Annotated in this window: 22 protein-coding genes; 20 read left to right on the top strand and 2 right to left on the bottom strand. The window is 70.6% G+C overall.

From position 1 onward, the window contains the following. Positions 1-111 precede the first annotated feature (111 nt). The 15 genes from CGR01S_RS07665 (at position 112) to CGR01S_RS07725 (ending at position 17,665) form a co-directional block, all read left to right on the top strand. Complete coding sequence (locus tag CGR01S_RS07665; RefSeq protein WP_042424751.1) at positions 112-1,719, top strand: carboxyl transferase domain-containing protein; 1,608 nt, start codon at positions 112-114, stop codon at positions 1,717-1,719. A gap of 28 nt (positions 1,720-1,747) precedes the next feature. Then, entirely contained in the window at positions 1,748-2,257 is a 510-nt protein-coding gene (locus tag CGR01S_RS07670) for a DinB family protein (RefSeq protein WP_042424752.1), read from the top strand. Continuing rightward, the gene (locus CGR01S_RS07675; RefSeq protein WP_042424754.1) at positions 2,254-3,036 is read left to right on the top strand and encodes an enoyl-CoA hydratase/isomerase family protein; all 783 of its coding nucleotides are present in this window, start codon (positions 2,254-2,256) and stop codon (positions 3,034-3,036) included. The genes CGR01S_RS07670 and CGR01S_RS07675 overlap by 4 nt, the downstream gene beginning before the upstream one ends. A 20-nt stretch (positions 3,037-3,056) precedes the next feature. Then, a complete protein-coding gene (locus CGR01S_RS17205) occupies positions 3,057-3,179 on the top strand; it encodes a hypothetical protein (RefSeq protein ID WP_281174256.1) in 123 nt (40 codons plus the stop codon). Next, positions 3,172-5,211: an acetyl/propionyl/methylcrotonyl-CoA carboxylase subunit alpha gene (locus CGR01S_RS07680; protein WP_042425269.1), complete on the top strand. Its 2,040-nt coding sequence runs from the start codon at positions 3,172-3,174 to the stop codon at positions 5,209-5,211. Before CGR01S_RS17205 ends, CGR01S_RS07680 begins: the two co-directional genes overlap by 8 nt. Positions 5,212-5,248: 37 nt before the next feature. After that, complete coding sequence (locus CGR01S_RS07685; RefSeq protein WP_042424757.1) at positions 5,249-6,169, top strand: 2-hydroxyacid dehydrogenase; 921 nt, start codon at positions 5,249-5,251, stop codon at positions 6,167-6,169. A gap of 28 nt (positions 6,170-6,197) precedes the next feature. Beyond that, complete coding sequence (locus CGR01S_RS07690) at positions 6,198-7,103, top strand: hydroxymethylglutaryl-CoA lyase (RefSeq protein WP_042424760.1); 906 nt, start codon at positions 6,198-6,200, stop codon at positions 7,101-7,103. Positions 7,104-7,146: 43 nt separating this feature from the next. Continuing rightward, the gene (locus CGR01S_RS07695) at positions 7,147-7,659 is read left to right on the top strand and encodes a YbaK/EbsC family protein (protein ID WP_042424763.1); all 513 of its coding nucleotides are present in this window, start codon (positions 7,147-7,149) and stop codon (positions 7,657-7,659) included. Beyond that, complete coding sequence (locus CGR01S_RS07700) at positions 7,656-7,925, top strand: DUF1289 domain-containing protein (RefSeq protein WP_042424766.1); 270 nt, start codon at positions 7,656-7,658, stop codon at positions 7,923-7,925. The genes CGR01S_RS07695 and CGR01S_RS07700 overlap by 4 nt, the downstream gene beginning before the upstream one ends. Next, the gene (locus CGR01S_RS07705) at positions 7,922-8,566 is read left to right on the top strand and encodes a 2-hydroxychromene-2-carboxylate isomerase (RefSeq protein ID WP_042424768.1); all 645 of its coding nucleotides are present in this window, start codon (positions 7,922-7,924) and stop codon (positions 8,564-8,566) included. The genes CGR01S_RS07700 and CGR01S_RS07705 overlap by 4 nt, the downstream gene beginning before the upstream one ends. 183 nt (positions 8,567-8,749) lie before the next feature. After that, a complete protein-coding gene (locus CGR01S_RS07710) occupies positions 8,750-10,429 on the top strand; it encodes an MFS transporter (protein ID WP_042424771.1) in 1,680 nt (559 codons plus the stop codon). A 122-nt stretch (positions 10,430-10,551) separates the two neighbouring features. Beyond that, entirely contained in the window at positions 10,552-10,698 is a 147-nt protein-coding gene (locus CGR01S_RS16840) for a hypothetical protein (RefSeq protein ID WP_169742453.1), read from the top strand. A 112-nt stretch (positions 10,699-10,810) separates the two neighbouring features. Continuing rightward, a complete protein-coding gene (locus CGR01S_RS07715) occupies positions 10,811-11,260 on the top strand; it encodes a hypothetical protein (RefSeq protein ID WP_042424773.1) in 450 nt (149 codons plus the stop codon). Positions 11,261-11,399: 139 nt separating this feature from the next. Beyond that, a complete protein-coding gene (gene uvrA, locus CGR01S_RS07720; protein ID WP_042424776.1) occupies positions 11,400-17,321 on the top strand; it encodes an excinuclease ABC subunit UvrA in 5,922 nt (1,973 codons plus the stop codon). A gap of 11 nt (positions 17,322-17,332) precedes the next feature. After that, a complete protein-coding gene (locus tag CGR01S_RS07725; RefSeq protein WP_042424778.1) occupies positions 17,333-17,665 on the top strand; it encodes a hypothetical protein in 333 nt (110 codons plus the stop codon). 26 nt (positions 17,666-17,691) lie between these two features. Here CGR01S_RS07725 and CGR01S_RS07730 read toward each other — a convergent pair whose 3' ends face one another. Continuing rightward, positions 17,692-19,296 carry a methyl-accepting chemotaxis protein gene (locus CGR01S_RS07730; RefSeq protein ID WP_042424781.1) on the bottom strand — a complete coding sequence of 535 codons (1,605 nt, stop codon included), beginning with the start codon at positions 19,294-19,296 and terminating at the stop codon, positions 17,692-17,694. A 218-nt stretch (positions 19,297-19,514) separates the two neighbouring features. Here CGR01S_RS07730 and CGR01S_RS07735 point away from each other — a divergent pair, with 218 nt between their 5' ends. From CGR01S_RS07735 to CGR01S_RS07755, 5 genes are all read left to right on the top strand, one after another. Then, on the top strand, positions 19,515-21,170 hold the full coding sequence (locus CGR01S_RS07735) for a cbb3-type cytochrome c oxidase subunit I (RefSeq protein WP_042425272.1): 1,656 nt from the start codon (positions 19,515-19,517) through the stop codon (positions 21,168-21,170). Then, entirely contained in the window at positions 21,160-21,798 is a 639-nt protein-coding gene (locus CGR01S_RS07740; RefSeq protein ID WP_042424784.1) for a cbb3-type cytochrome c oxidase subunit II, read from the top strand. The genes CGR01S_RS07735 and CGR01S_RS07740 overlap by 11 nt, the downstream gene beginning before the upstream one ends. A gap of 13 nt (positions 21,799-21,811) precedes the next feature. Next, positions 21,812-22,411 (top strand): c-type cytochrome, encoded by a 600-nt coding sequence (locus tag CGR01S_RS07745; protein ID WP_042424787.1) that lies wholly within the window; start codon positions 21,812-21,814, stop codon positions 22,409-22,411. Between the two features lie 216 nt (positions 22,412-22,627). After that, the gene (locus CGR01S_RS07750; protein WP_042424790.1) at positions 22,628-23,263 is read left to right on the top strand and encodes an SCO family protein; all 636 of its coding nucleotides are present in this window, start codon (positions 22,628-22,630) and stop codon (positions 23,261-23,263) included. Beyond that, positions 23,260-23,880 carry a hypothetical protein gene (locus tag CGR01S_RS07755; protein ID WP_042424793.1) on the top strand — a complete coding sequence of 207 codons (621 nt, stop codon included), beginning with the start codon at positions 23,260-23,262 and terminating at the stop codon, positions 23,878-23,880. Before CGR01S_RS07750 ends, CGR01S_RS07755 begins: the two co-directional genes overlap by 4 nt. A gap of 10 nt (positions 23,881-23,890) precedes the next feature. Here CGR01S_RS07755 and ctlX read toward each other — a convergent pair whose 3' ends face one another. Beyond that, on the bottom strand, positions 23,891-24,898 hold the full coding sequence (gene ctlX / locus CGR01S_RS07760) for a citrulline utilization hydrolase CtlX (RefSeq protein ID WP_084690611.1): 1,008 nt from the start codon (positions 24,896-24,898) through the stop codon (positions 23,891-23,893). Positions 24,899-25,001 lie beyond the last annotated feature (103 nt).

Below are 25,001 nucleotides of genomic sequence, written 5' to 3' on the forward strand. Positions count from 1 at the left end.
ACGCTGGCATGCCAGGCGCGGCCGCCGGGCGTATTCTCGGGGCCAGCCCCTGGGGCGCAGGCCCGCGGCCTGTCCTGCCCCTGCCGAATTCCTGGAACGGAAATAGACACCATGCCCGTACTGCAGACCCAACTCAACGCCCGCTCGGCCGACTTCCAGACCAACGCCAGCGCCATGCGCGCGCTGGTGGACGACTTGAACGCCCAGATCGCCAAGGTCGCTGCCGGCGGCGGCGAGGCCGCGCGCGCCAAGCATGTGGCGCGTGGCAAGCTGCTGCCGCGCGAGCGCGTGCAGATGCTGCTCGACCCGGGCACGCCCTTCCTGGAGCTGGCGCCGCTGGCCGCGCTGAACATGTACCACAACGACGCGCCGGGCGCGGGCCTGATCGCCGGCATCGGCCGCGTGAGCGGGGTGGACTGCATGATCGTGTGCAACGACGCCACGGTGAAGGGCGGCACCTACTACCCCATGACGGTGAAGAAGCACCTGCGCGCCCAGGAAGTGGCGGCGCAGAACCGCCTGCCCTGCATCTACCTCGTGGACTCCGGTGGCGCCAACCTGCCCAACCAGGACGATGTGTTCCCCGACCGCGAGCATTTCGGCCGCATCTTCTTCAACCAGGCCAACATGAGCGCGCAGGGCATCGCGCAGATCGCCGTGGTCATGGGCAGTTGCACGGCCGGCGGCGCCTACGTGCCGGCGATGAGCGACGAATCCATCATCGTGAAGAACCAGGGCACCATCTTCCTGGGCGGCCCGCCGCTGGTGAAGGCCGCCACGGGCGAGGTGGTCAGCAGCGAGGACCTGGGCGGTGGCGACGTGCACACGCGCCTGTCGGGCGTGGCCGACCACCTGGCGCAGAACGACCTGCACGCGCTCAAGCTGGCGCGCCACGCGGTCGCGAATTTGAATATAAACAAGCCGCAAACGTCCGCCGATACTGCGCCAGTAGCTCCTAAATATGCAGCGGAAGAGCTGTACGGCGTGATCCCCGTGGACACGCGCAAGCCCTTCGACGTGCGCGAGATCATCGCGCGCATCGTCGACGGCAGCGCGTTCGACGAGTTCAAGGCGCGCTTCGGCAGCACCCTGGTGTGCGGCTTCGCCCGCGTCGAGGGCATGCAGGTCGGCATCATCGCCAACAACGGCATCCTGTTCAGCGAGAGCGCGCAGAAGGGCGCGCACTTCATCGAGCTGTGCTGCCAGCGCAAGATCCCGCTGGTGTTCCTGCAGAACATCACCGGCTTCATGGTCGGCCGCAAGTACGAGAACGAAGGCATCGCGCGCCACGGCGCCAAGCTGGTCACGGCCGTGGCCACGGCGGCCGTGCCGAAGTTCACCATCATCATCGGCGGCAGCTTTGGCGCCGGCAACTACGGCATGTGCGGCCGCGCCTACTCGCCGCGTTTCCTCTGGATGTGGCCCAACGCGCGCATCAGCGTGATGGGCGGCGAGCAGGCCGCCAGCGTGCTGGCCACCGTCAAGCGCGACGGCATCGAAGGCAAGGGCGGCCAGTGGAGCATGGAGGAAGAGGAAGCCTTCAAGGCCCCCATCCGCCGCCAGTACGAGGAACAGGGCCACCCCTACTACGCCACCGCGCGCCTGTGGGACGACGGCGTGATCGACCCCGCCGACACGCGCCGCGTGCTGGCGCTGGGCCTCTCGGCCACGCGCAACGCGCCCATCGAGGACACCAAGTTCGGCGTGTTCCGCATGTAAGAACGCACGCCGCCGCACGGAACACCCCATGGACGCCGCCGCCCACTTTGGCCAGCTCGCACGCTACAACGTGTGGGCCACCGAGCGCCTGCTCCGGGCCGTGGACGCGCTGCCCGAGGCGGACTACCGGCGCGACCTGGGCCTGTTCTTCCGCAGCATCCACGGCACGCTCAACCACCTGCTGGTGGGCGAGCACCTGCTGTGGTTCGTGCGCTTTGCCGAGGGCAGCTCGCCGCGCGTGGCGCTGGACGCCGAGGTGGAGAGCGACCGCGCGCGCCTGGCCAGCCGCCTGCGCGCGGGCGCGGCGCGCTGGGAGCCGCTGATCGCCGGCATCGAGCCGGCGCGCTGGAGCGGCCAGCTGTCCTACACCACCATGCGCGGCACCCCGGCCACGCTGCCGTTCGCCGCCACGCTGGCGCATGTGTTCAACCACGGCACGCACCACCGCGGGCAGATCACGGCGGCGCTCACCGCGCTCGGCCAGCCCTGCCCGGAGCTCGATCTCGTCTATTTCCTGCAGAACCCGCACACGCCATGAGCCAGAACCTTTCCATCACCCAGTCGGGCCCGGTCGCGCGCATCACGCTGACGCAGCCCGAGGTGCGCAACGCCTTCAGCGACGAGGTCATCGCCGAGATCACCGCGGCCTTTCTTGACGTGGGCGCCCGTCCCGACGTGCGCGCCGTGGTACTGGCCGCCGAGGGCCCGGCCTTCTGCGCCGGCGCCAACCTCAACTGGATGCGTCGCATGGCCGACTACACGCGCGCCGAGAACATCGCGGACGCGGGCAAGCTCGCCGAGATGCTGCGCGTGATCTATACCTGCCCCAAGCCCACCGTGGCGCGCGTGCAGGGCGACGTGTACGCCGGCGGCATGGGCCTGGTGGCGGCCTGCGACATGGCCGTGGCGGTGGACACGGCGGGCTTTTGCCTCAGCGAGGTCAAGCTGGGCCTGATCCCGGCCACCATCAGCCCCTACGTGATCCGCGCCATGGGCGCGCGCGCCGCGCACCGCTACTTCCTCACGGCTGAGCGCTTCGGCGCCCTGGAGGCGCTGCGCATCGGCTTCGTGCACGAGGTCGTCGCGCTTGATCAGCTCGACGCCAAGGTCGATGACATCGTCAAAGCCCTGGTCAGCGCCAGCCCGAACGCCGTGCGCGCCTGCAAGCAGCTGGTGCAGGACGTGGCGCAGCAGCAGATCGACGCGCAGCTCATCGCAGTCACCGTCGAAGGCATCGCCGACATCCGCGCGAGCGCGGAGGGCCGCGAGGGCGTGCAATCCTTCCTGCAAAAACGCAAGCCGGGCTGGCTGGTCTGAAATCCCTGGAGAGATTCAACATGTTCAAGAAGATCCTGATTGCCAACCGCGGCGAAAACGGTTGCGCAGCAGCCGTTTCAACAAATTGCCTGGCACGCGCAGCGTGCGCAGGCGATCTCGCCGCTGGAGGGCGCCATGTTTAAAAAGATCCTGATTGCCAACCGCGGCGAGATCGCCTGCCGGGTCGCCGCCACCGCGCGCCGCATGGGCGTCCAGACCGTCGCCGTGTATTCCGACGCCGACGCCCGTGCCAAACACGTGGCCGTGTGCGACGAGGCCGTGCACATCGGCGGCAGCGCCCCCAAGGACAGCTACCTGCGCTGGGAGCGCATCATCGAGGCCGCCCAGGCCACCGGCGCCCAGGCCATCCACCCCGGCTACGGCTTCCTCAGCGAGAACGAGGAGTTCGCCCAGGCCTGCCAGGCCGCAGGCCTGGTCTTCATCGGCCCGCCCGCCAGCGCCATCCAGGCCATGGGCCTGAAGGCCGAGTCCAAGCGCCTGATGGAAGCCGCCAACGTTCCCCTGGTGCCGGGCTACCACGGCGCCGACCAGGACGCCGCGCTGCTCAAGCGGGAGGCCGACCGCATCGGCTACCCGGTGCTCATCAAGGCCAGCGCGGGCGGCGGGGGCAAGGGCATGCGCGCCGTGGAGCGCGCCGAGGACTTCGATGCCGCCCTGGCCAGTTGCAAGCGCGAGGCGATCAACAGCTTCGGCGACGACGCCGTGCTGATCGAAAAGTACGTGCAGCGCCCGCGCCACATCGAGATCCAGGTGTTCGGCGACACGCACGGCCATTGCGTCTACCTGTTCGAGCGCGACTGCTCGGTGCAGCGCCGCCACCAGAAGGTGCTGGAAGAGGCCCCGGCCCCCGGCATGACCGAATCCCTGCGCCGCCAGATGGGTGAGGCCGCCGTGGCCGCGGCGCGCGCCGTGCACTACGTGGGCGCAGGCACGGTGGAATTCATCGTGGAGCAGCCCGGCGGCTACGAGCGCCCCGAGGAGATGAAGTTCTACTTCATGGAGATGAACACGCGCCTGCAGGTCGAGCACCCGGTCACCGAAGCCATCACCGGCCTGGACCTGGTGGAATGGCAACTGCGCGTGGCCGCGGGCGAGCCGCTGCCGCTGGCGCAGGAGGACCTGCGCATCCATGGCCACGCCATCGAGGCGCGCATCTGCGCCGAGAACCCCGACAACCAGTTCCTGCCCGCCACCGGCCAGCTCGCGGTGTACCGCAAGCCCGCGTGCACCAGCTTCGAGCGCGCGAACGGGCGCGACACCGGCGTCGCGGTGCGCGTGGACGACGGCGTGCGCGAGGGCGACGCCATCAGCCCCTTCTACGACTCCATGGTGGCCAAGCTCATCGTGCATGGCGACACGCGCGAGCAGGCGCTGGCCCGGCTGGACGAGGCCCTGGCGCAGACGCACATCGTCGGCCTGGCCACCAACGTGCAGTTCCTGCGCCTGGTGGCGCGCAGCGCCTCGTTTGCCCAGGCGCGGCTCGACACGGCGCTGATTCCGCGCGAGCAGGACGTGCTGTTCCAGCAGGAGCGCGTGGGCCTGCCGCTGGCCGCCGCCGCCGCCGTGGCGCACACCCTGCTGCGCGAGCGCGCCAGCGAGGGCGCCGACCCCTTCAGCCGCCGCGACGGCTGGCGCTCGCACGGGCTGACCGAGCGGCGCTTCGCCTTCGAGTTCGGCGGCGCGCAGGTGCCCGCGCGGCTCACCTACCAGCACGACGGCGGCCTGCTGCTGGCGGTGGGCGAGGGCGCCCAGGCCGTGAGCGGCGCGCTCGCCTTCCAGGGCGATGCCCAGGGCCTGGAACTGCAGTTCGCCGGCCAGCGCACGCGCGCCGCGGTGTACGCGCTGGGCGAGACCGACCATGTCTTCACCCCGCAGGGCGCGACGCAGATCGTCTCCATCGACCTGCTGGCCCACGCGGGCGAGGACCAGTCCGAAGGCGGGCGCCTCACGGCCCCCATGCCCGGCAAGGTGGTGTCGTTTGCCGTGCAGGCGGGCGACACCGTCACCAAGGGCCAGCCCCTGGCCGTGATGGAGGCCATGAAGATGGAGCACACCATCGCCGCGCCCGCCGACGGCGTGGTGCAGGAGCTGCTCTACGCCCCGGGCGACCAGGTGGCCGAGGGGGCCGAGCTGCTCACGCTGAGCGCGGCCTGAGCGCCCGCCCCGCGCGGCCGCGGTACGCTTGCACGCCATGAACATTCTTTTTTGCTGCAAGGACACACCGGCCGAGCCCTGGCTGCAGGGCCTGGCCGCCGCCCTGCCGGGCGCGCGCCTCTCGGTGTGGGCGCCCGGCGCGCCTGCGGCCGACTATGCCGTGGTCTGGGCACCGCCCCAGCAGTTCCTGGACGAACAGACCGGCCTCAAGGCGCTGTTCAACATCGGCGCGGGCGTGGATGCGCTGCTGCGCCTGCGCCTGCCGCCCCAGGCGCGCGTGGTGCGCCTGGACGACGCGGGCATGGCTGTGCAGATGGCTGAGTACGTGTGCCACGCCGTGATCCGCCATTTCCGCGAGCTCGACGCCCTGGAGGCCGGCATGCGCGCAGGCGAGTGGGCCTACCGCAAACCGCGCCAGCGCCAGGACTTCCCTGTGGGCGTGATGGGCCTGGGCGTGCTGGGCGCGCGCGTGGCGCGGGCGCTGGCGCAGTTCGAGTTCCCGGTCAACGGCTGGAGCCGCACGCCCAAGGCGCTCGACGGCATCCGCAGCTTCAGCGGCGCGGACGGCTTGCCCGATTTCCTGGCCGCCAGCCGCGTGCTGGTGAACCTGCTGCCGCTCACGCCGGATACGGAAAACATCCTCAACCGCGACACGCTGGCGCGCCTGCAGCCGGGGGGCTACCTCATCAACGTGGCGCGCGGCGCGCACCTGGTCGAGGACGACCTGCTGGCGCTGCTGGCCAGCGGCCACCTGGCGGGCGCCACGCTGGACGTGTTCCGCACCGAGCCGCTGCCCGCGGGCCACCCGTTCTGGACGCACCCGCGCATCACCCTCACGCCCCACGCCTCGGCGCGTACGCTGCGCGATGAGAGCATCGCCCAGATCGCGGGCAAGATCGGCGCGCTGGAGCGCGGCGAGGCCATTGCCGGGGTGGTGGACCCCGGGCGCGGCTATTGAACCGACGGCATTCACCAAGGACCTTCCCATGAGCATTCCTACCCGCGTCCAGATCATCGACGTCGGCCCGCGCGACGGCCTGCAGAACGAAAAGACCCCCGTGCCCGCCGCGGTCAAGATCGGCCTGGTGCAGCGCCTGCAGGACGCCGGCCTGCAGGAGATCGAGGTCACCAGCTTCGTCAGCCCCAAGTGGGTGCCGCAGATGGCCGACAACACCGAGGTCATGGCCGGCATCGCGCGCCAGCCCGGCGTGCGCTACTCCGTGCTCACGCCCAATCTGCAGGGCTACGAGGCGGCGGTGCAGACGCGGCCCGACGAGATCGTGGTCTTCGGCTCGGCCAGCGAGGCCTTCAGCCGCAAGAACATCAACTGCTCCATCGCCGAGAGCATCGAGCGCTTCGCGCCCGTGGTCGCGGCGGCGCGGGCGGCGGGCATGCGCGTGCGCGGTGCCATGAGCTGCACCGTGGGCTGCCCCTACGAGGGCGACATCGCGCCGCAGCAGGTGGCCTATCTTGCGGGGCTGATGAAGGGCATCGGCGTGCAGCGCGTGGACGTGGCCGACACCATCGGCGTGGGCACGCCGCGCAAGGTGCAGCGCGCCATCGAGGCGGCGCTGCAGCACTATGGCGTGGATGAGGTCTCGGGCCATTTCCACGACACCTACGGCCAGGCGCTGGCCAATACGCTGGCGGCGCTGGAGCTGGGCGTGTGGAACTTCCAGGCCTCGGTGGCCGGCCTGGGTGGCTGCCCCTACGCCAAGGGCGCCACGGGCAATGTGGCGACCGAAGACCTGGTGTTCATGCTGCGCGGCATGGACATCGACACCGGCATCGACCTCGACCGGCTCGTCGATGCCGGCGCCTACATCAGCGACTTCCTGGGCCGCAAGCCGAACTCGCGCACGGCCGTGGCCCTGCTCAACAAGCGCGCCTGAACTGCCAGCGCGCCGTCTGCGGCGCCGCTACCATCGGGGCACCATGACTGAAGCTGTTTCCTCCCCCGAGACGCTGCCGCCCGGCGTGCAGCGCGTGGTCCAGGCGCTGCAGGCGCTGGGCCATCCCCACGGCCCGCGCATGCTCGACGACGCCGCGCGCACGGCCCAGCAGGCGGCCGACGCCCTGGGCGTGCAATTGGGCCAGATTGCCAAGAGCATCATCTTCCGGCGCAAGGAGGACGACGCGGCCGTGCTCGTCATCACCTCGGGCGACCGGCGCGTGGACGAGAAGAAGGTCGCCGCCCTGGTCGGCAAGATCGGCCGCGCCGACGCGGAGTTCGTCAAGGCGCGCACGGGTTTTTCCATCGGCGGCGTCTCGCCAGTGGCGCATGCCCAGCCCAGCGTGACCCTGATCGACCGCGAACTGCAGCGCTTCGCGCTCATCTGGGCGGCGGCCGGGCATCCGCACGGCGTCTTCCCCTTGCAGCCGCAGGACCTCGAACGCCTGACCGGAGCCCCCTGGGCCGACGTGGTGCAGGAGACGCCCGTCCCATGAGTGCTACTGAATCCATAGCTGCTCGCGCGCATCTGCTGGGCGAAGCGGGCTTTTTTGATCCCCAATCGGACGAGGTGATCCCCTCGCCCTGCATCTCGGTGTGCCGCATGTCCGAGGACCGCAGCCACTGCGTGGGGTGCTGGCGCAGCATCGCGGAAATCCGCGCCTGGGCCCAGGCCGACCGCGCCCAGCGCCTGGCCATCTGGGCGCAGCTCGCGCAGCGTGCGGGCTTCCCCTTTCCCCCGGCCCTGGAGTCGCAGCCATGAAGACCATCACCTTTTACCTGGACTTCGTCTCGCCCTACGCCTGGCTGGCCTTCCAGCGCCTGCCCGAGGCCCTGGAGGGCCTGAGCCATGCCGTGGACTACCGCCCGGTGCTGCTGGGCGCGCTCTTGCAGCAGCACGCCAACCCGGGCCCTGCGGGCATTGCGCCCAAGCGCGACTGGACCTACCGCCACGCGCTCTGGCTGGGCCACCACCTGGGCGTGCCGCTGCAGATGCCCACGCGCCACCCCTTCAATCCCTTGCCCCTGCTGCGCCAGGCCCTGGCCTGCAGCGAGGACGGGCGCATCAACCGCTACGTGGCCGAGACGGTGTTCCGCCATGTCTGGCAGGACGGGCAGGAGGCGCTCGACGCCCAGCGCCAGCAGGCCCTGGCCGAGGCGCTGGAGCCGCAGGTGCGCCCTGGCGGCGAGGACGGCGCACGCGCCAAGGCGCTGCTGCGCGCCAACACCGAGGCCGCAGCCGCCCAGGGCGTGTTCGGCGTGCCGGCCTGGGTGGCCGAAGGCCGGGTCTTCTGGGGCCTGGACAGCCTGCCCATGTTGCGTGCCTGCCTCATGGCGGACCCCTGGTTCGACGGCCCGCAGTGGGAGGCCGTGCGTCAGCTTCCTTCGGGCCTGGCGCCCTGAGATACGCCATTTTTCGCATTACGGCATGAAAGCTGCGGGTTAGTCCTTAAGTTGTCAGAGCCCGGTCAGTTTCGTGCAAGTCTGCGTTGGTTTGGCGTCAGAGCGTGGTCAGTGCGCTCCTGAAAAATGCATGCAGCCCGCCGCAGTGCGGGCCCCACGCATTATTCCCAAGGAGACAAGCCCATGGCCTCACATGCCGCATCGTCAAAAGCCGTCGCCGCCGCACGGCCCATGACCCCCGAAGAGAGGAAGGTGATCTTCGCCTCCTCGCTAGGTACCGTTTTCGAGTGGTACGACTTCTACCTCTACGGTTCGCTGGCGGCCATCATCGCCAAGCAGTTCTTCGCGGGCCTGGACCCCACCTCGGCCTTCATCTTCGCGCTGCTGGCCTTTGCGGCGGGCTTCATCATCCGCCCCTTCGGCGCGCTGGTGTTCGGCCGCCTGGGCGACATGATCGGACGCAAGTACACCTTCCTGGTGACCATCCTGATCATGGGCATCTCGACCTTCATCGTCGGTATCCTGCCCAACTACGCCAGCATCGGCGTGGCCGCCCCGGTCATCCTGATCTGCCTGCGCCTGCTGCAAGGCCTGGCGCTGGGCGGTGAGTACGGCGGCGCCGCCACCTACGTGGCCGAGCACGCGCCGCATGGCAAGCGCGGTGCCTACACCTCCTGGATCCAGACCACCGCCACGCTGGGCCTGTTCCTGTCGCTGCTCGTGATCCTGGGCACCCGCACCGCCATGGGCGAGCCCGCCTTCAACGACTGGGGCTGGCGCATTCCGTTCCTGGTCTCCATCCTGCTGCTGGCCGTCTCGGTGTGGATCCGCCTGTCGCTGTCCGAGTCGCCCGCCTTCCAGAAGATGAAGGCCGAGGGCAAGACCTCCAAGGCACCGCTGTCCGAGTCCTTCGGCCAGTGGAAGAACCTCAAGATCGTGCTGCTCGCCCTGTTCGGCCTGACCGCCGGCCAGGCCGTCGTGTGGTACACGGGCCAGTTCTACGCGCTGTTCTTCCTCACGCAGCAGCTCAAGGTCGATGCCGTCACGGCCAACCTGATGATCGCCGCCGCGCTGGTCATCGGCACGCCCTTCTTCGTGATCTTCGGTACGCTGTCGGACAGGATCGGCCGCAAGGCCATCATCATGGCCGGTTGCGCGCTGGCCATCGTGACCTACTTCCCGGCGTTCAAGATGCTGGCCGAAGCCGCCAACCCCGATCTGGCAGCCGCCCAGGCCAAGAACAAGGTCGTCGTCGTTGCCGACCCGGCCGAGTGCTCGTTCCAGTTCAACCCCACGGGCACGGTCAAGTTCACCAGCTCCTGCGACATCGCCAAGCAGGTGCTGGCCGCCGGCTCCGTGAGCTATGAGAACGAAGCCGCTCCCGCCGGCACGCCCGCCGTCATCAAGATCGGCAGCGACGTGATCCCCAGCTACACCAGCAAGGGCATTTCCGCCGACGAGGCCAAGGCCAAGGACGGCGAGTTCAAGAAGGCCGTGGCCGAAACCCTGAAGAAGGACGGCTACCCCACCAAGGCCGACCCCGCCAAGATGAACAAGGGCATGATGATCGTCATCCTGACCTACCTCGTCATCCTGGTGACCATGGTCTACGGCCCCATCGCCGCCATGCTCGTCGAGCTGTTCCCGACCCGCATCCGCTACACCTCCATGTCGCTGCCCTACCACATCGGCAACGGCTGGTTCGGCGGCCTGCTGCCCACCACCTCGTTCGCCATCGTGGCCCAGACCGGCAATATGTACAACGGCCTGTGGTACCCCATCATCGTCGCGGCCATGACGCTGGTGGTCGGCATGCTGTTCGTGCGCGAGACCAAGGACGTGGACATCTACGCTGGCGACTGATTGCGCGCCGGCACCCTTGCCGCGGCCTGTGGCGCCCCCTGGCGCCCAGGCCGTCTGCCAAGCCCTCGCAAGAGGGCTTTTTTTGGGCCCGGAAACGGGCCTTCGTGAAGAAGGAAATGGATATGTGGAAAATTGCAGTGGGTTTCGTGCTGTTCGCCGCGGTGGCCTTGTACATGATCAGCCAGGGCGGAGCCATCGACATGGGCGGCGAAAAGCACGGCGCCGAGGCCACGCAGGCCCATGAGCCCGAGTCTGCGGCCAGCAAGTGAGGCCGGGCCGGGGCGGCGCCGCGGTGCGGGCATGCCCCACTAGCCCTGGCGTGTCAAAAGAGGTAGGGTGGCTGTGGCCGTCCATCGACACGTCACGGAATACCTCAGACACATGAAGTACAGCAAGACCGACGCAGGTCAGCAGGCATTCAAGCAGCGTTCTGCCAGCATCACGGCGCGCCAGCGCTCGATGTTCATCCTGTTCGATGGGCACAAGTCCGTCGAAGAGGTGCTGGCGACGACGGCCGGCATGGGTGCCACCATGGCCGATGTGCAGGCGCTCGTCGATCAGGGCTACCTGGCGGCCTCCGGCGGGGGCGGCGCGTCCGCCGCGACCGATGCCGTGGCCCCCGCCAGCGGCCTGAGCGACCAGGAGCGCTTCCTGCGCGGCAGCGCCCTGGCCACGCAGATCACGGCCGGCCTGGGCCTGCGGGGCTTTCGCCTCAACCTCTCGGTAGAGCACGCCGCCAGCCTGCAGGAGCTCATCGACCTGCTGCCCAAGATCGAGGAGGCCGCAGGCAAGGGCGCCTGCAAGGAGCTGGAGGCCGTGCTCCTGGGCTGAGCCCGCCCGGCCGCGGGCGGCTTGCCCTGCGGGTGCGGGTGCAGTGCCCTGGCCTGCAGGGGCTTTGGTGCGTGCCGGCGCGGGTCGGCGCCCAGCTTTCTAGAATGGGCAGGCCTGCCATTCTTCCGACTCCCGCACCATGACCCAGGGACTGATCCGCATCCGCGGCGCGCGCCAGCACAACCTCCAGAACCTGGATCTGGACATCCGCACGGGGGAACTCACCGTGGTCACCGGGCCCAGCGGCTCGGGCAAGTCCAGCCTGGTGTTCGACACGCTCTACGCCGAGGGCCAGCGCCGCTACGTCGAGACCTTCAGCGCCTATGCGCGCCAGTTCCTGGACCGCATGGACAAGCCCGCCGTGGACAAGGTCGAGGGCGTGCCCCCGGCCATCGCCATCGACCAGACCAACCCGGTCCGCTCGTCGCGCTCCACCGTGGGCACGATGACCGAGATCAACGACCACCTCAAGCTGCTGTTCGCGCGTGCCGGCCAGCTCTTCGACCGGCAGACGGCGCAGCCCGTGCGCCACGACACGCCCGAGACCATCTACGCCGAGCTGCGGCGGCGCTGCGGGTTCACCGCAGGGGAAGCGGCCCCCGCGCAGGCCGCAGCCCACAGCCCTGCGGACGACCCGCGCCTGGTGCTCACCTTCCCCGTGGAGCTGCCCGCCGGCACCACCGCCGCGCAGCTCGAGCAATGGCTGTCCGCCAGCGGCTTTACCAAGGTGCAGGCCGAGCGCGAGGTGGCCACGCCCACCGGCCCGCGCAAGCTGCTGGACGTGGTGGCCGACCGCTTCCGCCTGGGCAAGGTCGAGCGTGCGCGCGTGGTCGAGGCCATCGAGGTCGCGCTCAAGCGCGGCAGCGGGCGCATGAACGTGTACCGCCTGCACGATGGCGGCGAGGACGCCGAGCTGTGGCGCTTCTCCACCGGCCTGCACTGCCCCGACAGCGACCTGCGCTACGCCGAGCCCCTGCCCTCGATGTTCTCGTTCAACTCCGCCGTGGGCGCCTGCGACACCTGCCGCGGCTTTGGCCGCGTGATCGGCGTGGACTGGGGGCTGGTGATCCCGAACGACCGGCTCACGCTGCGCGCCGGCGCCATCAAGACCATACAGACGCCCGCCTGGAAGGAAGCGCAGGACGACCTGATGCGCTACGCCGAGGAGGCCGGCATCCCGCGCGACACGCCCTGGTACAAGCTCACGCCCGAGCAGCAGCGCTGGGTGATCGAGGGCACGCCGGGCTTCAAAAACGGCAACTGGAACAAGCAGTGGTACGGCATCCGCCGCTTCTTCGAGTACCTGGAGAGCAAGGCCTACAAGATGCACATCCGCGTGCTGCTGTCCAAGTACCGCAGCTACACGCCCTGCCCGGTGTGCGCGGGCGCGCGCCTCAAGACCGAGAGCCTGCTGTGGCGCGTGGGCAGCAAGCAGGACGCCGACGCCGTGCTCGAGCCTGTGCAGCGCTTCCTGCCCCAGGGCGTGGACTGGACGCGCGCCCAGCTCGAGGCCCTGCCGGGCCTGTGCCTGCACGACCTGATGCAGTTGCCCATCGCGCGGCTGCGGCGCTTCTTCGACCGTCTGGCGGGGGCGCCGGGTGCTATGGGTTTGGGAGCTGCCAACGCAGACGGGGCGGGCGCTACGGCCCTCCATGACCCCAAGAGCGGCGAGGCCCAGGCGCTGCGCCTGCTGCACGCCGAAATCACCACCCGTCTCAAATACCTGTGCGACGTGGGCATAGGCTACCTCACGCTGGACCGGCAAAGCCGCACGCTGTCCGGCGGCGAGGTGCAGCGCATCAACCTCACCACGGCGCTGGGCACCAGCCTGGTCAACACCCTGTTCGTGCTTGACGAGCCCAGCATCGGCCTGCATCCGCGCGACATGCACCGCATCACCGAGGCCATGCTGCGCCTGCGCGACGCGGGCAACACCCTGGTGGTGGTGGAGCACGACCCCGCCGTGATGTTCGCGGCCGACCGCATCATCGACATGGGCCCCGCCCCCGGCGAGCGCGGCGGGCAGATCGTGTTCGACGGCACGGTGGCCGCGCTGCGCCACGCACCCACGCTCACCGGCCAGTACCTGGGCGGGCACAAGCATGTCGGCACCGGGCTCAAGCGCCTGGTGACGGATGCCACGCCGCGCCTGATCCTGGAGGGCGCGCGCGAGCACAACCTGCGTGACGTGAGCGTGGAGTTCCCGCTGCAGCGCCTGGTCACCATCACCGGCGTGTCGGGCTCGGGCAAGTCCACGCTGATCCAGGACGTGCTGGCGCCCGCGCTGATGCGCCACTTCGGCAAGGCCACGGAATCGCCCGGCGCGCACGAGCGCCTGCTGGGCGCCGACCACCTGGGCGACGTGGTGTTCGTGGACCAGACCCCCATCGGCAAGACGGCGCGCTCCAACCCCGTGAGCTACGTGGGCGCCTGGGATGCCATCCGCGAGCTGTTCGCCATCGCGCCGCTGGCGCGCGAGCGCAGCTACACCGCCGCCAAGTTCAGCTTCAACTCGGGCGACGGGCGCTGCCCCACCTGCGGCGGCTCGGGCTTCGAGCATGTGGAGATGCAGTTTCTCAGCGACGTCTACCTGCGCTGCCCCGACTGCGACGGCCAGCGCTACCGACCCGAGATCCTGGAGGTGCGCATCGAGCGCGGCGGCCGCCTGCTCAACGTGGCCGAGGTGCTGCAGCTCACCGTGCACGAGGCGGCAGCGCTGTTTGCGCCAGACCGCGACGTGCTGCGCGCGCTGCAGCCCATCGTGGACGTGGGGCTGGAGTACGTGAAGCTGGGCCAGCCCGTGCCCACGCTGTCGGGCGGCGAGGCGCAGCGCCTCAAACTCGCGGGCTTTCTGGCCGAGGCCGCCAAGGCCGCCAGCAGCAGCCGCCAGCCGCTGGCGCGCCGCGGCACGCTGTTCCTGTTCGACGAGCCCACCACCGGCCTGCACTTCGACGACATCGCCAAACTCATGCGCGCGCTCAGAAAACTCCTGGACGCGGGCCATTCGCTCATCGTCATCGAGCACAACCTGGACGTGATCGCCGCCTCCGACTGGCTCATCGACCTAGGCCCCGAGGGCGGCGACGCCGGCGGCCAGGTGGTGGCCGAGGGCCCGCCCGAGGAGGTGCGCCAGCACCCCGCCTCGCACACCGGCGCCGCACTGCGCGCGTACGCGCAGGCGCTGGGCGCGGGCGGGCATGCGGTGCACGAGCCGCAGGCGGTGCTACGAAAACAGGAGCTGCTGACGCAGGCGGGCAGGGCGCCAGAGGCCAAAAACGCGATTGAAATCGTGAACGCCAAGGAGCACAACCTGCAAAGCCTGTCGGTGGACATCCCGCGCGGGCGCTTCAACGTCATCACCGGCGTGTCCGGCTCGGGCAAGTCCACGCTGGCCTTCGACATCCTGTTCAACGAAGGCCAGCGCCGCTACCTGGAAAGCCTCAACGCCTACGCGCGCAGCATCGTGCAGCCCGCCGGCCGCCCCGAGGTGGACGCCGTCTACGGCATCCCGCCCACCGTGGCCATCGAGCAGCGCCTCTCGCGCGGCGGCAGGAAGAGCACCGTGGGCACGACCACCGAGGTCTGGCACTTCCTGCGCCTGCTGTATGTGAAGCTGGGCGTGCAGCACTGCGTGCACGACGGCGCGGCCGTGCAGCCGCAGACGGCCGAGAGCATCGCCGCGCAACTGCTGCGCGACTACCGCGGCCAGCACATCGGCCTGCTCGCGCCGCTGGTGGTGAACCGCAAGGGCGTCTACACCGAGCTGGCCGACTGGGCGCGCCCGCGCGGCTACACGCACCTGCGCGTGGACGGCCGCTTCCTGCCGACCGCAGGCTTTCCGCGCATCGACCGCTTCAAGGAGCACACCATCGAGCTGCCCGTGGCCAGCCTGGATGTGGCGCCCGAGCACGAGGACGCGCTGCGCCGGCACCTGGCCAAGGCGCTGGAGCTGGGCAAGGGCGTGGTGCATGTGCTGAGCGACCTGGACGGCCTGCAGCAGGCGCTGCAGGACGGCGCGCCCACGGCGTCCATCGGCCGGCTGCAGGTGTTCTCCACCAAGCGCGCCTGCCCCGTGTGCGCCACCAGCTATGCCGAGCTGGACCCGCGCCTGTTCTCCTACAACAGCAAGCACGGCTGGTGCCCCGACTGCGTGGGCACGGGCGTCGCGCTCACCAGGGAGCAGCGCAAGCTGCTCGACGACTCGGTGCAGGCCGACAAGGAGAAAGGCCGCGAGCAGACCTTCGCCGAGCCCGAGCTGGAGGACGTGGCCGACGCGCCCTGCGCCCGTTGCGGCGGCACGCGCCTGAACCCCGTGGCGCGCGCCGTGCTGTTCGCCGGCACGCCCATCACCGAGGTGGCGCGCCTGTCGGTGAGCGCGGTGCGCGCCTGGATCGCGGGCCTGCAGCTCAGCGGGCGCGAGGCCGAGATCGCGCGCGACCTGATCCCCGAGATCCGCAGCCGGCTCGAATTCCTGGAGGAGGTGGGCCTGTCCTACCTCACGCTGGACCGCGGCGCGCCCACGCTCTCGGGCGGCGAGGCGCAGCGCATCCGCCTGGCCGCGCAGCTCGGCAGCAACCTGCAGGGCGTGTGCTATGTGCTCGACGAGCCCACCATCGGCCTGCACGCGCGCGACAACCAGATCCTGCTGAACGCCCTGCAAAGCCTCAGCGACAAGGGCAATACCCTGGTGGTGGTGGAGCACGACGAGGACACCATCCGCCGTGCCGACCACATCATCGACATCGGCCCCAGCGCCGGCAAGCGCGGCGGGCGCCTGGTGGCCCAGGGCACGGTGGCCGACGTGCAGGCGGCCGCCGACTCGCAGACCGGCCGCTACCTGCTGCACGCCATGCGCCACCCGCTGCAGGCGCGCCGCGCCGTGCTCGCAAAAACCATAGCTGCTAGCGCTGACTCTGCAACGGTTTCAGATGAAAAAGAACCTGAAACCAAGAAAAGACAAGCGCAAGCAGCTCCCGAAAAGAGAGCAGAGGCGGGCCCGCCCGCCTGGCTCACCGTGCACGGCGCGCACCTGCACAACCTGCAGCAGCTCACCGCGCGCGTGCCGCTGCAGCGCCTGGTGGCCGTCACGGGCGTGAGCGGCTCGGGCAAGTCCACGCTGGCGCGCGACGTGCTGCTCGCCAATGTGGCCGCCTGGGTGCAGCAGCGCAGTACCAAGGCCGGGCGCGAGGCCATGGACGCGGGCAGGGCGCCGCCGCTGGCCGGCTGCACCGGCCTGTCGGGCTTCGAGACCATAGACCGCGTGCTCGAGGTGGACCAGACCCCCATCGGCAAGACGCCGCGCAGTTGCCCCGCGACCTACATCGGCTTCTGGGACACCATCCGCAAGCTCTACGCCGAAACGCTGGAGGCCAAGGCGCGCGGCTACGCGGCCGGGCGCTTCTCCTTCAACACCGGCGAGGGGCGCTGCCCGGGCTGCGAAGGCCAGGGCGTGCGCACCATCGAGATGAGCTTCCTGCCCGACGTGAAGGTGCCCTGCGAGGTCTGCCACGGCGCGCGCTTCAACCCCGAGACGCTGGCCGTCACCTGGCGCGGCAAGAGCATCGGCGACGTGCTGCAGATGGAGGTGGACGAGGCCGTGGAGTTCTTCGCCAGCATGCCCAGCATCGCCCACCCGCTGCAGCTCTTGAAGGACGTGGGCCTGGGCTACCTCACGCTGGGCCAGCCCAGCCCCACGCTGTCGGGCGGCGAGGCGCAGCGCATCAAGCTGGTGACCGAGCTCACCAAGGTGCGCGACGAGGTGGGCCGGCGCGGGCAGAAGGCCCCGCACACGCTCTACGTGCTCGACGAGCCCACCGTGGGCCTGCACATGGCCGACGTGCACAAGCTCATCCGCGTGCTGCACCGCCTGGTCGATGGCGGCCACAGCGTGGTGGTCATCGAGCACGACCTGGACGTGATCGCCGAGGCCGACTGGATCATCGACCTGGGCCCCGAGGGCGGCGCGGGCGGCGGGCGCATCGTCGCCGCGGCCACGCCCGAGGAGGTGGTGCGCCTGGGTACGCACACGGGCCGGGCGCTGGCGCCGGTGCTGGCGCGCTGAGGGCCCCGGCCATGGCGCCAGCGTACCGCACGGTGCTCATCCACCCCGCGGCGCCGCCGCCGCCCGCGCCGGGTGCGCCCTGCAACGGCTGCGGCCTGTGCTGCCTGGCCGAGCCCTGCCCGCTGGGCATGCTGGTGTCGCGTCGGCGCAGCGGCCCCTGCGCAGCGCTGCGCTGGAGCGACGCCGACCAGCGCTACTGGTGTGGCATGGTGGCCGACCCCGCGGGCGTCACGCGCTGGCGCCACCCGTGGGTGGTGCGCGGCCTGCGGCGGCTGGCGCACCGCTGGATTGCCGCGGGCGCGGGCTGCGACGCCGCCCTGCAGGCCCAGGCGCCCCCGGGCTGAACGGGCCGCGCGCGGCCCCCGGACCTTCAGTCGCGGTAGGCCAGTGCCAGGTGCTGGCCCGGCGCGCCGCCTGCGGGCAGTTGGAATACGGCCATGGCCTGCACCAGCTTGTGCGCCTGCTCCTGCAGGTGGTGCGCGGCAGCGGCCACTTCCTCGACGAGGGCGGCGTTCTGCTGCGTGGCCTGGTCCATGTGGCCCACGGCCGCGCCCACCTGCGCCACGCCCTGGAGCTGCTCCTGGCTGGCCGTCGTGATGCTGCCCACGACCGCGCTCACGCGCTCGATGCCCGCGACGATGCCGGACATGGTCTGGCCCGCGTGCTCCACCTGCACCGTGCCCTGGTCCACGCGCGCCACGCTGTCGCTGATCAGCGCCTTGATCTCGCGTGCGGCCTCGGCGCTGCGCCCGGCCAGGGAGCGCACCTCGCTGGCCACGACGGCAAAGCCCCGGCCCTGCTCGCCCGCGCGCGCGGCCTCCACGGCGGCGTTGAGCGCCAGGATGTTGGTCTGGAAGGCGATGGAGTCGATCACCTGGATGATGTCGGCAATGCGGCGCGAGCTGGCGTTGATGCCCTGCATGGTCTGCACCACCTGGCCCACCACCTCGCCGCCCTGCGCGGCCACGCTGCTGGCGTCCTGCGCGAGCTGGTGCGCCTGGGCGGCGCCCTCGGCGTTCTGGCGCACCGTGCTGCTGAACTGACCCATGGCGGCGGCCGTCTGCTCCAGCGTGCTGGCCTGCGACTCGGTGCGCTGGGCGAGCTCGGCATTGCCGCCGGCGATCTGCTGTGCGGCGCTGGAGACGGCCTCGGCCTCCTGGCGCACCGCGGTCACGATGCCGATCAGCCCCGCCTGCATGCGCGCCAGGGCCGCGAGCACGCTGGAGGTGTCGCCCGCGCGCAGGTCGATGGCCTGGGTCAGCTGCCCATCGGCCACGGCGGCCACGAGCTGGCGCAGCACCGCGGGCTCGGCGCCCAGCTCCTGGCGCAGGCTGCGTGCGATGAAGACGCCCGCGCCCAGGGCCAGCAGCGTGGCCAGCGCGCCCAGGCCCAGCAGCAGATTGCGCTGGGCGCGGTAGGCGGCGCGCGCCTGCTGCACCTGCGCCTGCGCGCGCGCGGCCGTGGCGTCCGTGTAGGCGTTGATGCGGGCCACCAGATCCTTGAGCAGGGGGCGGCATTCGCTGTTCATCGTCTGGATGGCCTCGTCGCGCTGGCCCTGGGCGGCCAGGGCGACGATGCGCAGGGCCACGGGTGCGTAGCGCTGCTCCACCTGGGCGATCTCCTCGATCATGCGGCGCATCTCCGCGGTCACACCGGGGTCCTGCGCCAGCGCCACGAGCTGCGCCAGCGCGCGCGTGGCCTCGGCATGGGCGCTCTCGGCCGATGCCTTTTCCAGGGCCACGTCCGCGGCCTGGGTGACCAGCGCCAGGTTGCGCACGGCCACGCCGCGCACCAGCACGGCGGCACCCACACGTGCCGCCGTCAGGGCACGTGCACTGACGCCGTTGACATAGGTTTCATAGCGCTCGTCGGCCTGTGCGAGCAGGTAGATGGCCACCCCCGCAATGGCAAGCAGTACCAGCAGCAGGCTGGCAAACGCGGCCGTGAGCCGCGCACGGACAGTGAGGTTTTGCATGGGGTGGGGGAGGGGAGAGAGAGAAGGGGAGGAAGTACCCAACAAATGGTAACACTGCTACGGAAATGGGTTTATGCCGCGCAATAAATATGCATTCAATATGAATTTTAGAATCGCCGGCATTGGCGCCTAACACGGGTTGGGAAGGGGCGGCTTGCGGTGCATCAACCCTATGCGCCCGCCGCCCCGTGGCGCTGTTGCGAAAGGACCACCTGATCATGGACAGTGCCATCTTGAGCCTGCTGGGCGCCTTCCTGTTGTCCATCCTGGGGCTGTTCGTCTTCATCTGGTCGCTGCGCAAGGGCCTGCTGGTGGAGAACCCCAAGGCTGCCTCCGTCATCTTTGCGCGCGGCGAGATCGGCCATGCCGACGACCCGGCCCTGGGCCGGGCGCAGCACCAGCGCCTGGCGGCCGCGGTGGCCGAGCCCGGCGACACCGCCCACCCGCCCGACGCGCAGGAGATCGCCGCGCGCATCGCCGCCGACCGCTCCAGCGCCTTCCCGGTGTTCATGTTCATCGGCTTTGCCTGCATGTGGCTGCTGCTGGGCGGCATCGCGGGGCTCACGGCCTCGCTCAAGCTGCACTGGCCCGACTGGCTGGTGAGCGAGGCCTGGATGACCTTCGGGCGCATCCGCACCGTGCACCTCACGGCCGTGCTCTACGGCTGGATCACCAATGCCGAGCTGGGCATCATCATCTGGCTCATGCCGCGCCTGCTGCGCACGCCGCTGCTGGGCCCGATGTGGATCATGATGGGCGGCGCCCTGGTCAACGTGGCCATCGCCAGCGGCATAGGCGCCATCGGCGCGGGCTGGACGGACGGGCTGGAGTACCTGGAGATGCCCTGGCAGATCGGCATCTTCTTCGCCGCCGGCATGGTCTGCATCATCGTCCCGGTCATGTACACCCTGGTCAACCGCAAGGTCGAGTCGCTGTACGTGACCACCTGGTACCACACGGCGGGGCTGCTGTGGATCACGCTGCTGTTCATCGTCGGCAAGATGCCGGGCGTGCACTTCGGCGTGCAGCAGGCGGCCATGAACTGGTGGTACGGCCACAACGTGCTGGGCCTGTGGTTCACGCCCGTGGCCGTGGGCGCGATCTACTACTTCCTGCCCAAGATCATCGCGCGGCCCATCCGCTCGTACAACCTGTCCATCCTGGGCTTCTGGACGCTGGCCTTCTTCTACGCCCAGGTCGGCGGCCACCACCTGGTGGGCGGGCCGGTGCCGGGCTGGCTCATCACCCTGTCCATCGTGCAGAGCATGATGATGATCGTGCCGGTGCTGGCCTTCTCCATCAACATGGGCCTGACCATGAAGGGCCGCGCCCGCCTGGGGCTGTACTCGCCCACGCTGCGCTTCATGCTGTTCGGCGGGCTGATGTACCTGCTGTCCTCGCTGCAGGGTTCGTTCGAGGCGCTGCGCTCGGTGCAGCAGGTGGCGCACTTCACGCACTTCACCGTGGCGCACGCCCACCTGGGCGCCTACGGCTTCGTCACCATGGTGCTGTTCGGCGCCATCTACTTCATGATGCCGCGCATCCTGCACTGGGAATGGCCTTACCCCCGGCTCATTGCCTGGCATTTCTGGCTGGCCGCCACCGGCATCCTGATCTATTTCGTGGGCCTGTCCTACGGCGGCTGGCTGCAGGGGCTGGCCATGCTCGATGCCTCGCGCCCCTTCATGGACTCAGTGGCCGTCACCCTCCCCTGGCTGCAGTGGCGCAGCGTGGGCGGTGCCCTCATGGTGGCCAGCCACCTGATCTTCGTGGGCCATTTCCTGGCCATGGCGCTGCGCTTTGGCCCCACGCGCGCCGGCGCCGCGCTGTTCTCGTCCAAACCCCAGGCCCTGGAGCTCGCTCATGGAGAATGAAGTCAAACTCACGGCCGGCGCGATGGTGACCTTCGCCATCGCCGCGTCGGCGCTGGTCATCCTGCCCTACATCCAGGTGCGCGACGTGGCCCCGCCCGCAGGGCTCAAGCCCTATACCAGCGCCGAGCTGCGCGGGCGCGCCAGCTACATCGCCAACGGCTGCATGTACTGCCACAGCCAGCAGCCGCGCTCCGAGAGCTTCGCCCCCGATGCCCAGCGCGGCTGGGGCCGCGCCTCGGTACCCGGCGACTACGTGTACGACAAGCCGCACCTGCTGGGCAGCATGCGCACGGGGCCGGACCTGTTCAACATCGGCGTGCGCCAGCCCAGCAAGGACTGGCACCTGGGCCACCTGTACCAGCCGCGCGCCTACGTGCCCGGCTCCATCATGCCCTCCTACCCCTACCTGTTCGACGTCAAGGACAAGGCCGACCCGGGCGAGGAAACGCTCAAGCTGCCGCCCGGGCACGCCCCCGCGGGCAAGGTGGTGGTGCCCAAGCCCGAGGCGCTGGACCTGGTGAAGTACCTGCAGGCGCTCAAGCGCGACTACCCCGTCCTGCCGCCCGAGCCGCGGGACGCGGCAGGCGCCCAGGCGCCGGCCGCAGCAGCCGCCGGCAAGGCCTCGTGAAAGGACAGGCACCATGAGCCCAGAACAACAGCCCACCCGCGCCCAGCAGCGCGAGAACGAAGAACCCGAAGAGGCCATCCGCCCCATGCCGCTGGCCGCCCTGCTCGTGGCGCTGGGCATGGTGCTGTGGGCGGTGGTCTACATCCTCTACACCGAGCCGCTGGACCTCTCCGAATGGGGCGACCAGCGCACGCGCGCCGAGCTCTCCGGCCCGGCCGCGGCCGGCGCGGGCGCCGCGGCGGCCGTGGACGGCAAGGCCTTGTTCGCCGCGCAGTGCGCCGCCTGCCACCAGGCCAGCGGCCAGGGCCTGCCGGGCGTGTTCCCGCCGCTCGACGGCTCGGAATGGGTGCAGGGCGAGCCCCGGGTGCTGGCCAACATCCTGCTGCACGGCGTGACCGGCGAGCTCACCGTCAAGGGCCAGACCTACCAGGGCGCCATGCCCAGCTTCCAGCAACTGGGCGACGCCGAGCTGGCGGCGCTGGCGAGCTACGTCCGCAGCAGCTGGAGCAACCAGGCCGGTCCGGTGGAGCCCGGGCTGTTCGCCCAGGAGCGCCAGGCCAGCACGCGCACCACCCCCTTCGAGGGCGGGGCGGCGCTGCAGGCGTTGAAATGAAACACCCCCCTGAGCGGCTGCGCCGCTTCCCCCCGCTCTCGCAGCGCTGCGCGCTGCGGGCAGGGGGACGCTCCCGGCGCGGCGGGGCGGCCCTTGCGCGGGAGCCCTGGCCTGGAGCGCGCCCGTTGCATGCGCCGGGAGTGTGGGCAGTCAGCGCGCCCTTTGCCCTGGGCTGCGGGGTATGTCCGTTGTTTCTTCCGTCGAGGCATTGAGCGCATGCTGCGCACCGCCCTGCTCAGCGTGCTGCTGCTGCTCGGCGGCTATGCCGCGGCGCGCTGGCTGACGCACGACTTCCAGGTCTGGACCGACGAGGGCGCGCGCCGCCTGGAGGTGGCGCTGCGCCCCGTGGACGCGCCGCGCGTGGCGGTGGAGGGGCCGGGCGTGGCCGCGCCCGACCTGCCGGCGCTGCTGGGGCAGGGCGGCGGCGTGACCGTGGTCGATTTCATCTACACGCGCTGCCAGAGCGTGTGCCTGTCGCTGGGCAGCAGCTTCCAGCAACTGCAGGCGGCGCTGCAGGCCGACCATGCGGCGGGCCGCAGCGCGAACGTGCGCCTGCTGTCGATCAGCTTCGACGGCGCGCACGACGGCCCGGCCCAGCTCCAGGCCTACGCCCGCGGCCAGCACGCCGACCCGGCGCTGTGGCGCTTCGTGCGCGTGCCCGCTGCCGCGCAGGAGCAGGCCCTGCTGCGCCGCCTGGGCGTGGTGGTGGTGCCCGATGGCCGCGGCGACTACGAGCACAACGCCGCGCTGCTGGTGTTCGACGCGCGCGGCCGCATGCGGCGCGTGTTCGACCTGGCCGAGCAGCAACTGGCGCTGGACTATGCGCGTCACCTGGCCGGGGGGACGCCATGAGCGCGCGCGTGGCGGCGCTGTGCACGCCCGCACGCCAGGGCGCGGCCGCCCTGGCCCTGGGCGTGCTGCTGGCCTGGCCCGCGGTGCGCGCCTGGCTGGAGGCCACCATGTGGCGCCACATGCTGCTGCAGTTCCCGCTGTGGATGCTGGCCGGCGCCTGCCTGGCGGGGGCGCTGCCGCCGGCCCTGCGTGCGCGTGCGGCGCGCTGGAATGCGCATGGCATCGCCGGCCTGGTGGGTGTGGGCGTGGTGCTGGCCGTGCTCATGGTGCCGCGTGTGCTCGACCTGGCGCTGCGCGACCCCGTGGTCGAGTGCGCCAAATGCGCCGCCCTGCTGTTGGCGGGCGCGGCGCTGCGCGGCTCCTGGGGCGCGGCGGGGCTGGTGGTGCAGGGCTTTTTCCTCGGCAATGTGCTGCCCATGACGGCCGTGGTGGGCCAGCTCTACAGCGACACGCCGCTGCGCCTGTGCAACGCCTACCTGCAGGACGACCAGGCGCGCCTGGGCGCCTGGCTGGTGGGCGTGGCCGCGCTGCTCGCCCTGGCCTGGCTGGCACGCGTCGCCTGGTGGCTGGTGCGGCGCGAGGCCACGGGCCAGGCGCTGGCGCCCAAGGGGCCTTGAATGCTATTTTTTACATAGCTGTCAGCGCTTGATCCACGGGCACTGCGGCCCATTTTTCTTCAAAATCGGGCGCCGGGGGTGCGGAGCGCGGCGCCAGGTGGATGCCCGCGAGCATGCAGCGCACCGAGCCGCCCGCCAGCTCGATGGTGGGCACGCGCAGCGGCAGCAGCGTGGCGCTGCGCTCGATGGCGGCCTTTTGCGCCGCGCCCAGGCTGCGGCAGGCGGTTTCGGACAGCGCCAGCAGCCGCTGCCCGCCGCGCCCCGTCAGTTCCAGCGCATTGCCGGCAAAGGCGGCGATCTGCAGCGCATCGAGCTCGATCAGCGTGCGCCCGCTCTCGCGCAGGCGCGCGCGCACGGCGGCGCGGCGCTGCGCGTCGCGGATCAGCCCGAAGCCCCCGAGCGCGAAGTCCGTGCCCACGCACAGCATCACATTGGTGTGGTAGCAGGGCCGGCCCTGCGCGTCGGCGGTGGCAAAGGCCATGGGCTCGAAGTGAAAGCGCGTGCAAAAGCGCTCCAGCGCCCGCGGGTCGGCGCGCTGCGACTGCGCGGCGTAGGCCACGCGGCCGATGTGGTCGAGCACCATGGCGCCCGTGCCCTCAAGGAACACGCCGTCGTGCTCCAGGCCGGAGTAGTCGATCACGTCCTGCACGCGGTAGTGCGCCTTGAGCATCTCGATGATGTCGCTGCGCCGCTCGCGCCGCCGGCTCGGGGCATACATGGGGTAGAGCGCCACATGGCCGCCCGCGTGCGTGGAGAACCAGTTGTTCGGGAACACCGCGTCGGGCGCGCCGGGGTCGTGGCTGTCGAACAGGTGCACGCGCACGCCCGCGGCCTCCAGGCGCGCGGCGGCCGCACTCACCTCGGCATGGGCCTGCGCGGCCAGGGCCGGGGCCGGGGCCGGGCGCGCGCCGGCGGGCTGCTGGAAGGCGTTGTCCGCCGCCGTCTCGGGGTTGGGGTGGAAGTGCTGCGGCCGCACCATGACGACGGCGGCCGGGGCCTGGGGGGTGGAAAAGGACATGGGCAGCTCCTGCATGAACAAGGTGCCGGCAGTGTGCGCACAGGCGTCGCCAACAAAAAGCCAGCAAATCTGTCAAAACGATGCAAAATCTGGCAAAACGCCA

Origin of the sequence: Comamonas granuli NBRC 101663, assembly GCF_000739995.1 — a bacterium.
Taxonomy (GTDB): Bacteria; Pseudomonadota; Gammaproteobacteria; order Burkholderiales; family Burkholderiaceae_C; genus Simplicispira; species Simplicispira granuli.

Bases quoted from the DNA above. Each gene is read 5' to 3' on its own strand.
- CGR01S_RS07665 (WP_042424751.1), top strand. From the start codon at position 112: ATGCCCGTACTGCAGACCCAACTCAACGCCCGCTCGGCCGACTTCCAG.
- CGR01S_RS07670 (WP_042424752.1), top strand. From the start codon at position 1,748: ATGGACGCCGCCGCCCACTTTGGCCAGCTCGCACGCTACAACGTGTGG.
- CGR01S_RS07675 (WP_042424754.1), top strand. From the start codon at position 2,254: ATGAGCCAGAACCTTTCCATCACCCAGTCGGGCCCGGTCGCGCGCATC.
- CGR01S_RS17205 (WP_281174256.1), top strand. From the start codon at position 3,057: ATGTTCAAGAAGATCCTGATTGCCAACCGCGGCGAAAACGGTTGCGCA.
- CGR01S_RS07680 (WP_042425269.1), top strand. From the start codon at position 3,172: ATGTTTAAAAAGATCCTGATTGCCAACCGCGGCGAGATCGCCTGCCGG.
- CGR01S_RS07685 (WP_042424757.1), top strand. From the start codon at position 5,249: ATGAACATTCTTTTTTGCTGCAAGGACACACCGGCCGAGCCCTGGCTG.
- CGR01S_RS07690 (WP_042424760.1), top strand. From the start codon at position 6,198: ATGAGCATTCCTACCCGCGTCCAGATCATCGACGTCGGCCCGCGCGAC.
- CGR01S_RS07695 (WP_042424763.1), top strand. From the start codon at position 7,147: ATGACTGAAGCTGTTTCCTCCCCCGAGACGCTGCCGCCCGGCGTGCAG.
- CGR01S_RS07700 (WP_042424766.1), top strand. From the start codon at position 7,656: ATGAGTGCTACTGAATCCATAGCTGCTCGCGCGCATCTGCTGGGCGAA.
- CGR01S_RS07705 (WP_042424768.1), top strand. From the start codon at position 7,922: ATGAAGACCATCACCTTTTACCTGGACTTCGTCTCGCCCTACGCCTGG.
- CGR01S_RS07710 (WP_042424771.1), top strand. From the start codon at position 8,750: ATGGCCTCACATGCCGCATCGTCAAAAGCCGTCGCCGCCGCACGGCCC.
- CGR01S_RS16840 (WP_169742453.1), top strand. From the start codon at position 10,552: ATGTGGAAAATTGCAGTGGGTTTCGTGCTGTTCGCCGCGGTGGCCTTG.
- CGR01S_RS07715 (WP_042424773.1), top strand. From the start codon at position 10,811: ATGAAGTACAGCAAGACCGACGCAGGTCAGCAGGCATTCAAGCAGCGT.
- uvrA (WP_042424776.1), top strand. From the start codon at position 11,400: ATGACCCAGGGACTGATCCGCATCCGCGGCGCGCGCCAGCACAACCTC.
- CGR01S_RS07725 (WP_042424778.1), top strand. From the start codon at position 17,333: ATGGCGCCAGCGTACCGCACGGTGCTCATCCACCCCGCGGCGCCGCCG.
- CGR01S_RS07730 (WP_042424781.1), bottom strand. From the start codon at position 19,296: ATGCAAAACCTCACTGTCCGTGCGCGGCTCACGGCCGCGTTTGCCAGC.
- CGR01S_RS07735 (WP_042425272.1), top strand. From the start codon at position 19,515: ATGGACAGTGCCATCTTGAGCCTGCTGGGCGCCTTCCTGTTGTCCATC.
- CGR01S_RS07740 (WP_042424784.1), top strand. From the start codon at position 21,160: ATGGAGAATGAAGTCAAACTCACGGCCGGCGCGATGGTGACCTTCGCC.
- CGR01S_RS07745 (WP_042424787.1), top strand. From the start codon at position 21,812: ATGAGCCCAGAACAACAGCCCACCCGCGCCCAGCAGCGCGAGAACGAA.
- CGR01S_RS07750 (WP_042424790.1), top strand. From the start codon at position 22,628: ATGCTGCGCACCGCCCTGCTCAGCGTGCTGCTGCTGCTCGGCGGCTAT.
- CGR01S_RS07755 (WP_042424793.1), top strand. From the start codon at position 23,260: ATGAGCGCGCGCGTGGCGGCGCTGTGCACGCCCGCACGCCAGGGCGCG.
- ctlX (WP_084690611.1), bottom strand. From the start codon at position 24,898: ATGTCCTTTTCCACCCCCCAGGCCCCGGCCGCCGTCGTCATGGTGCGG.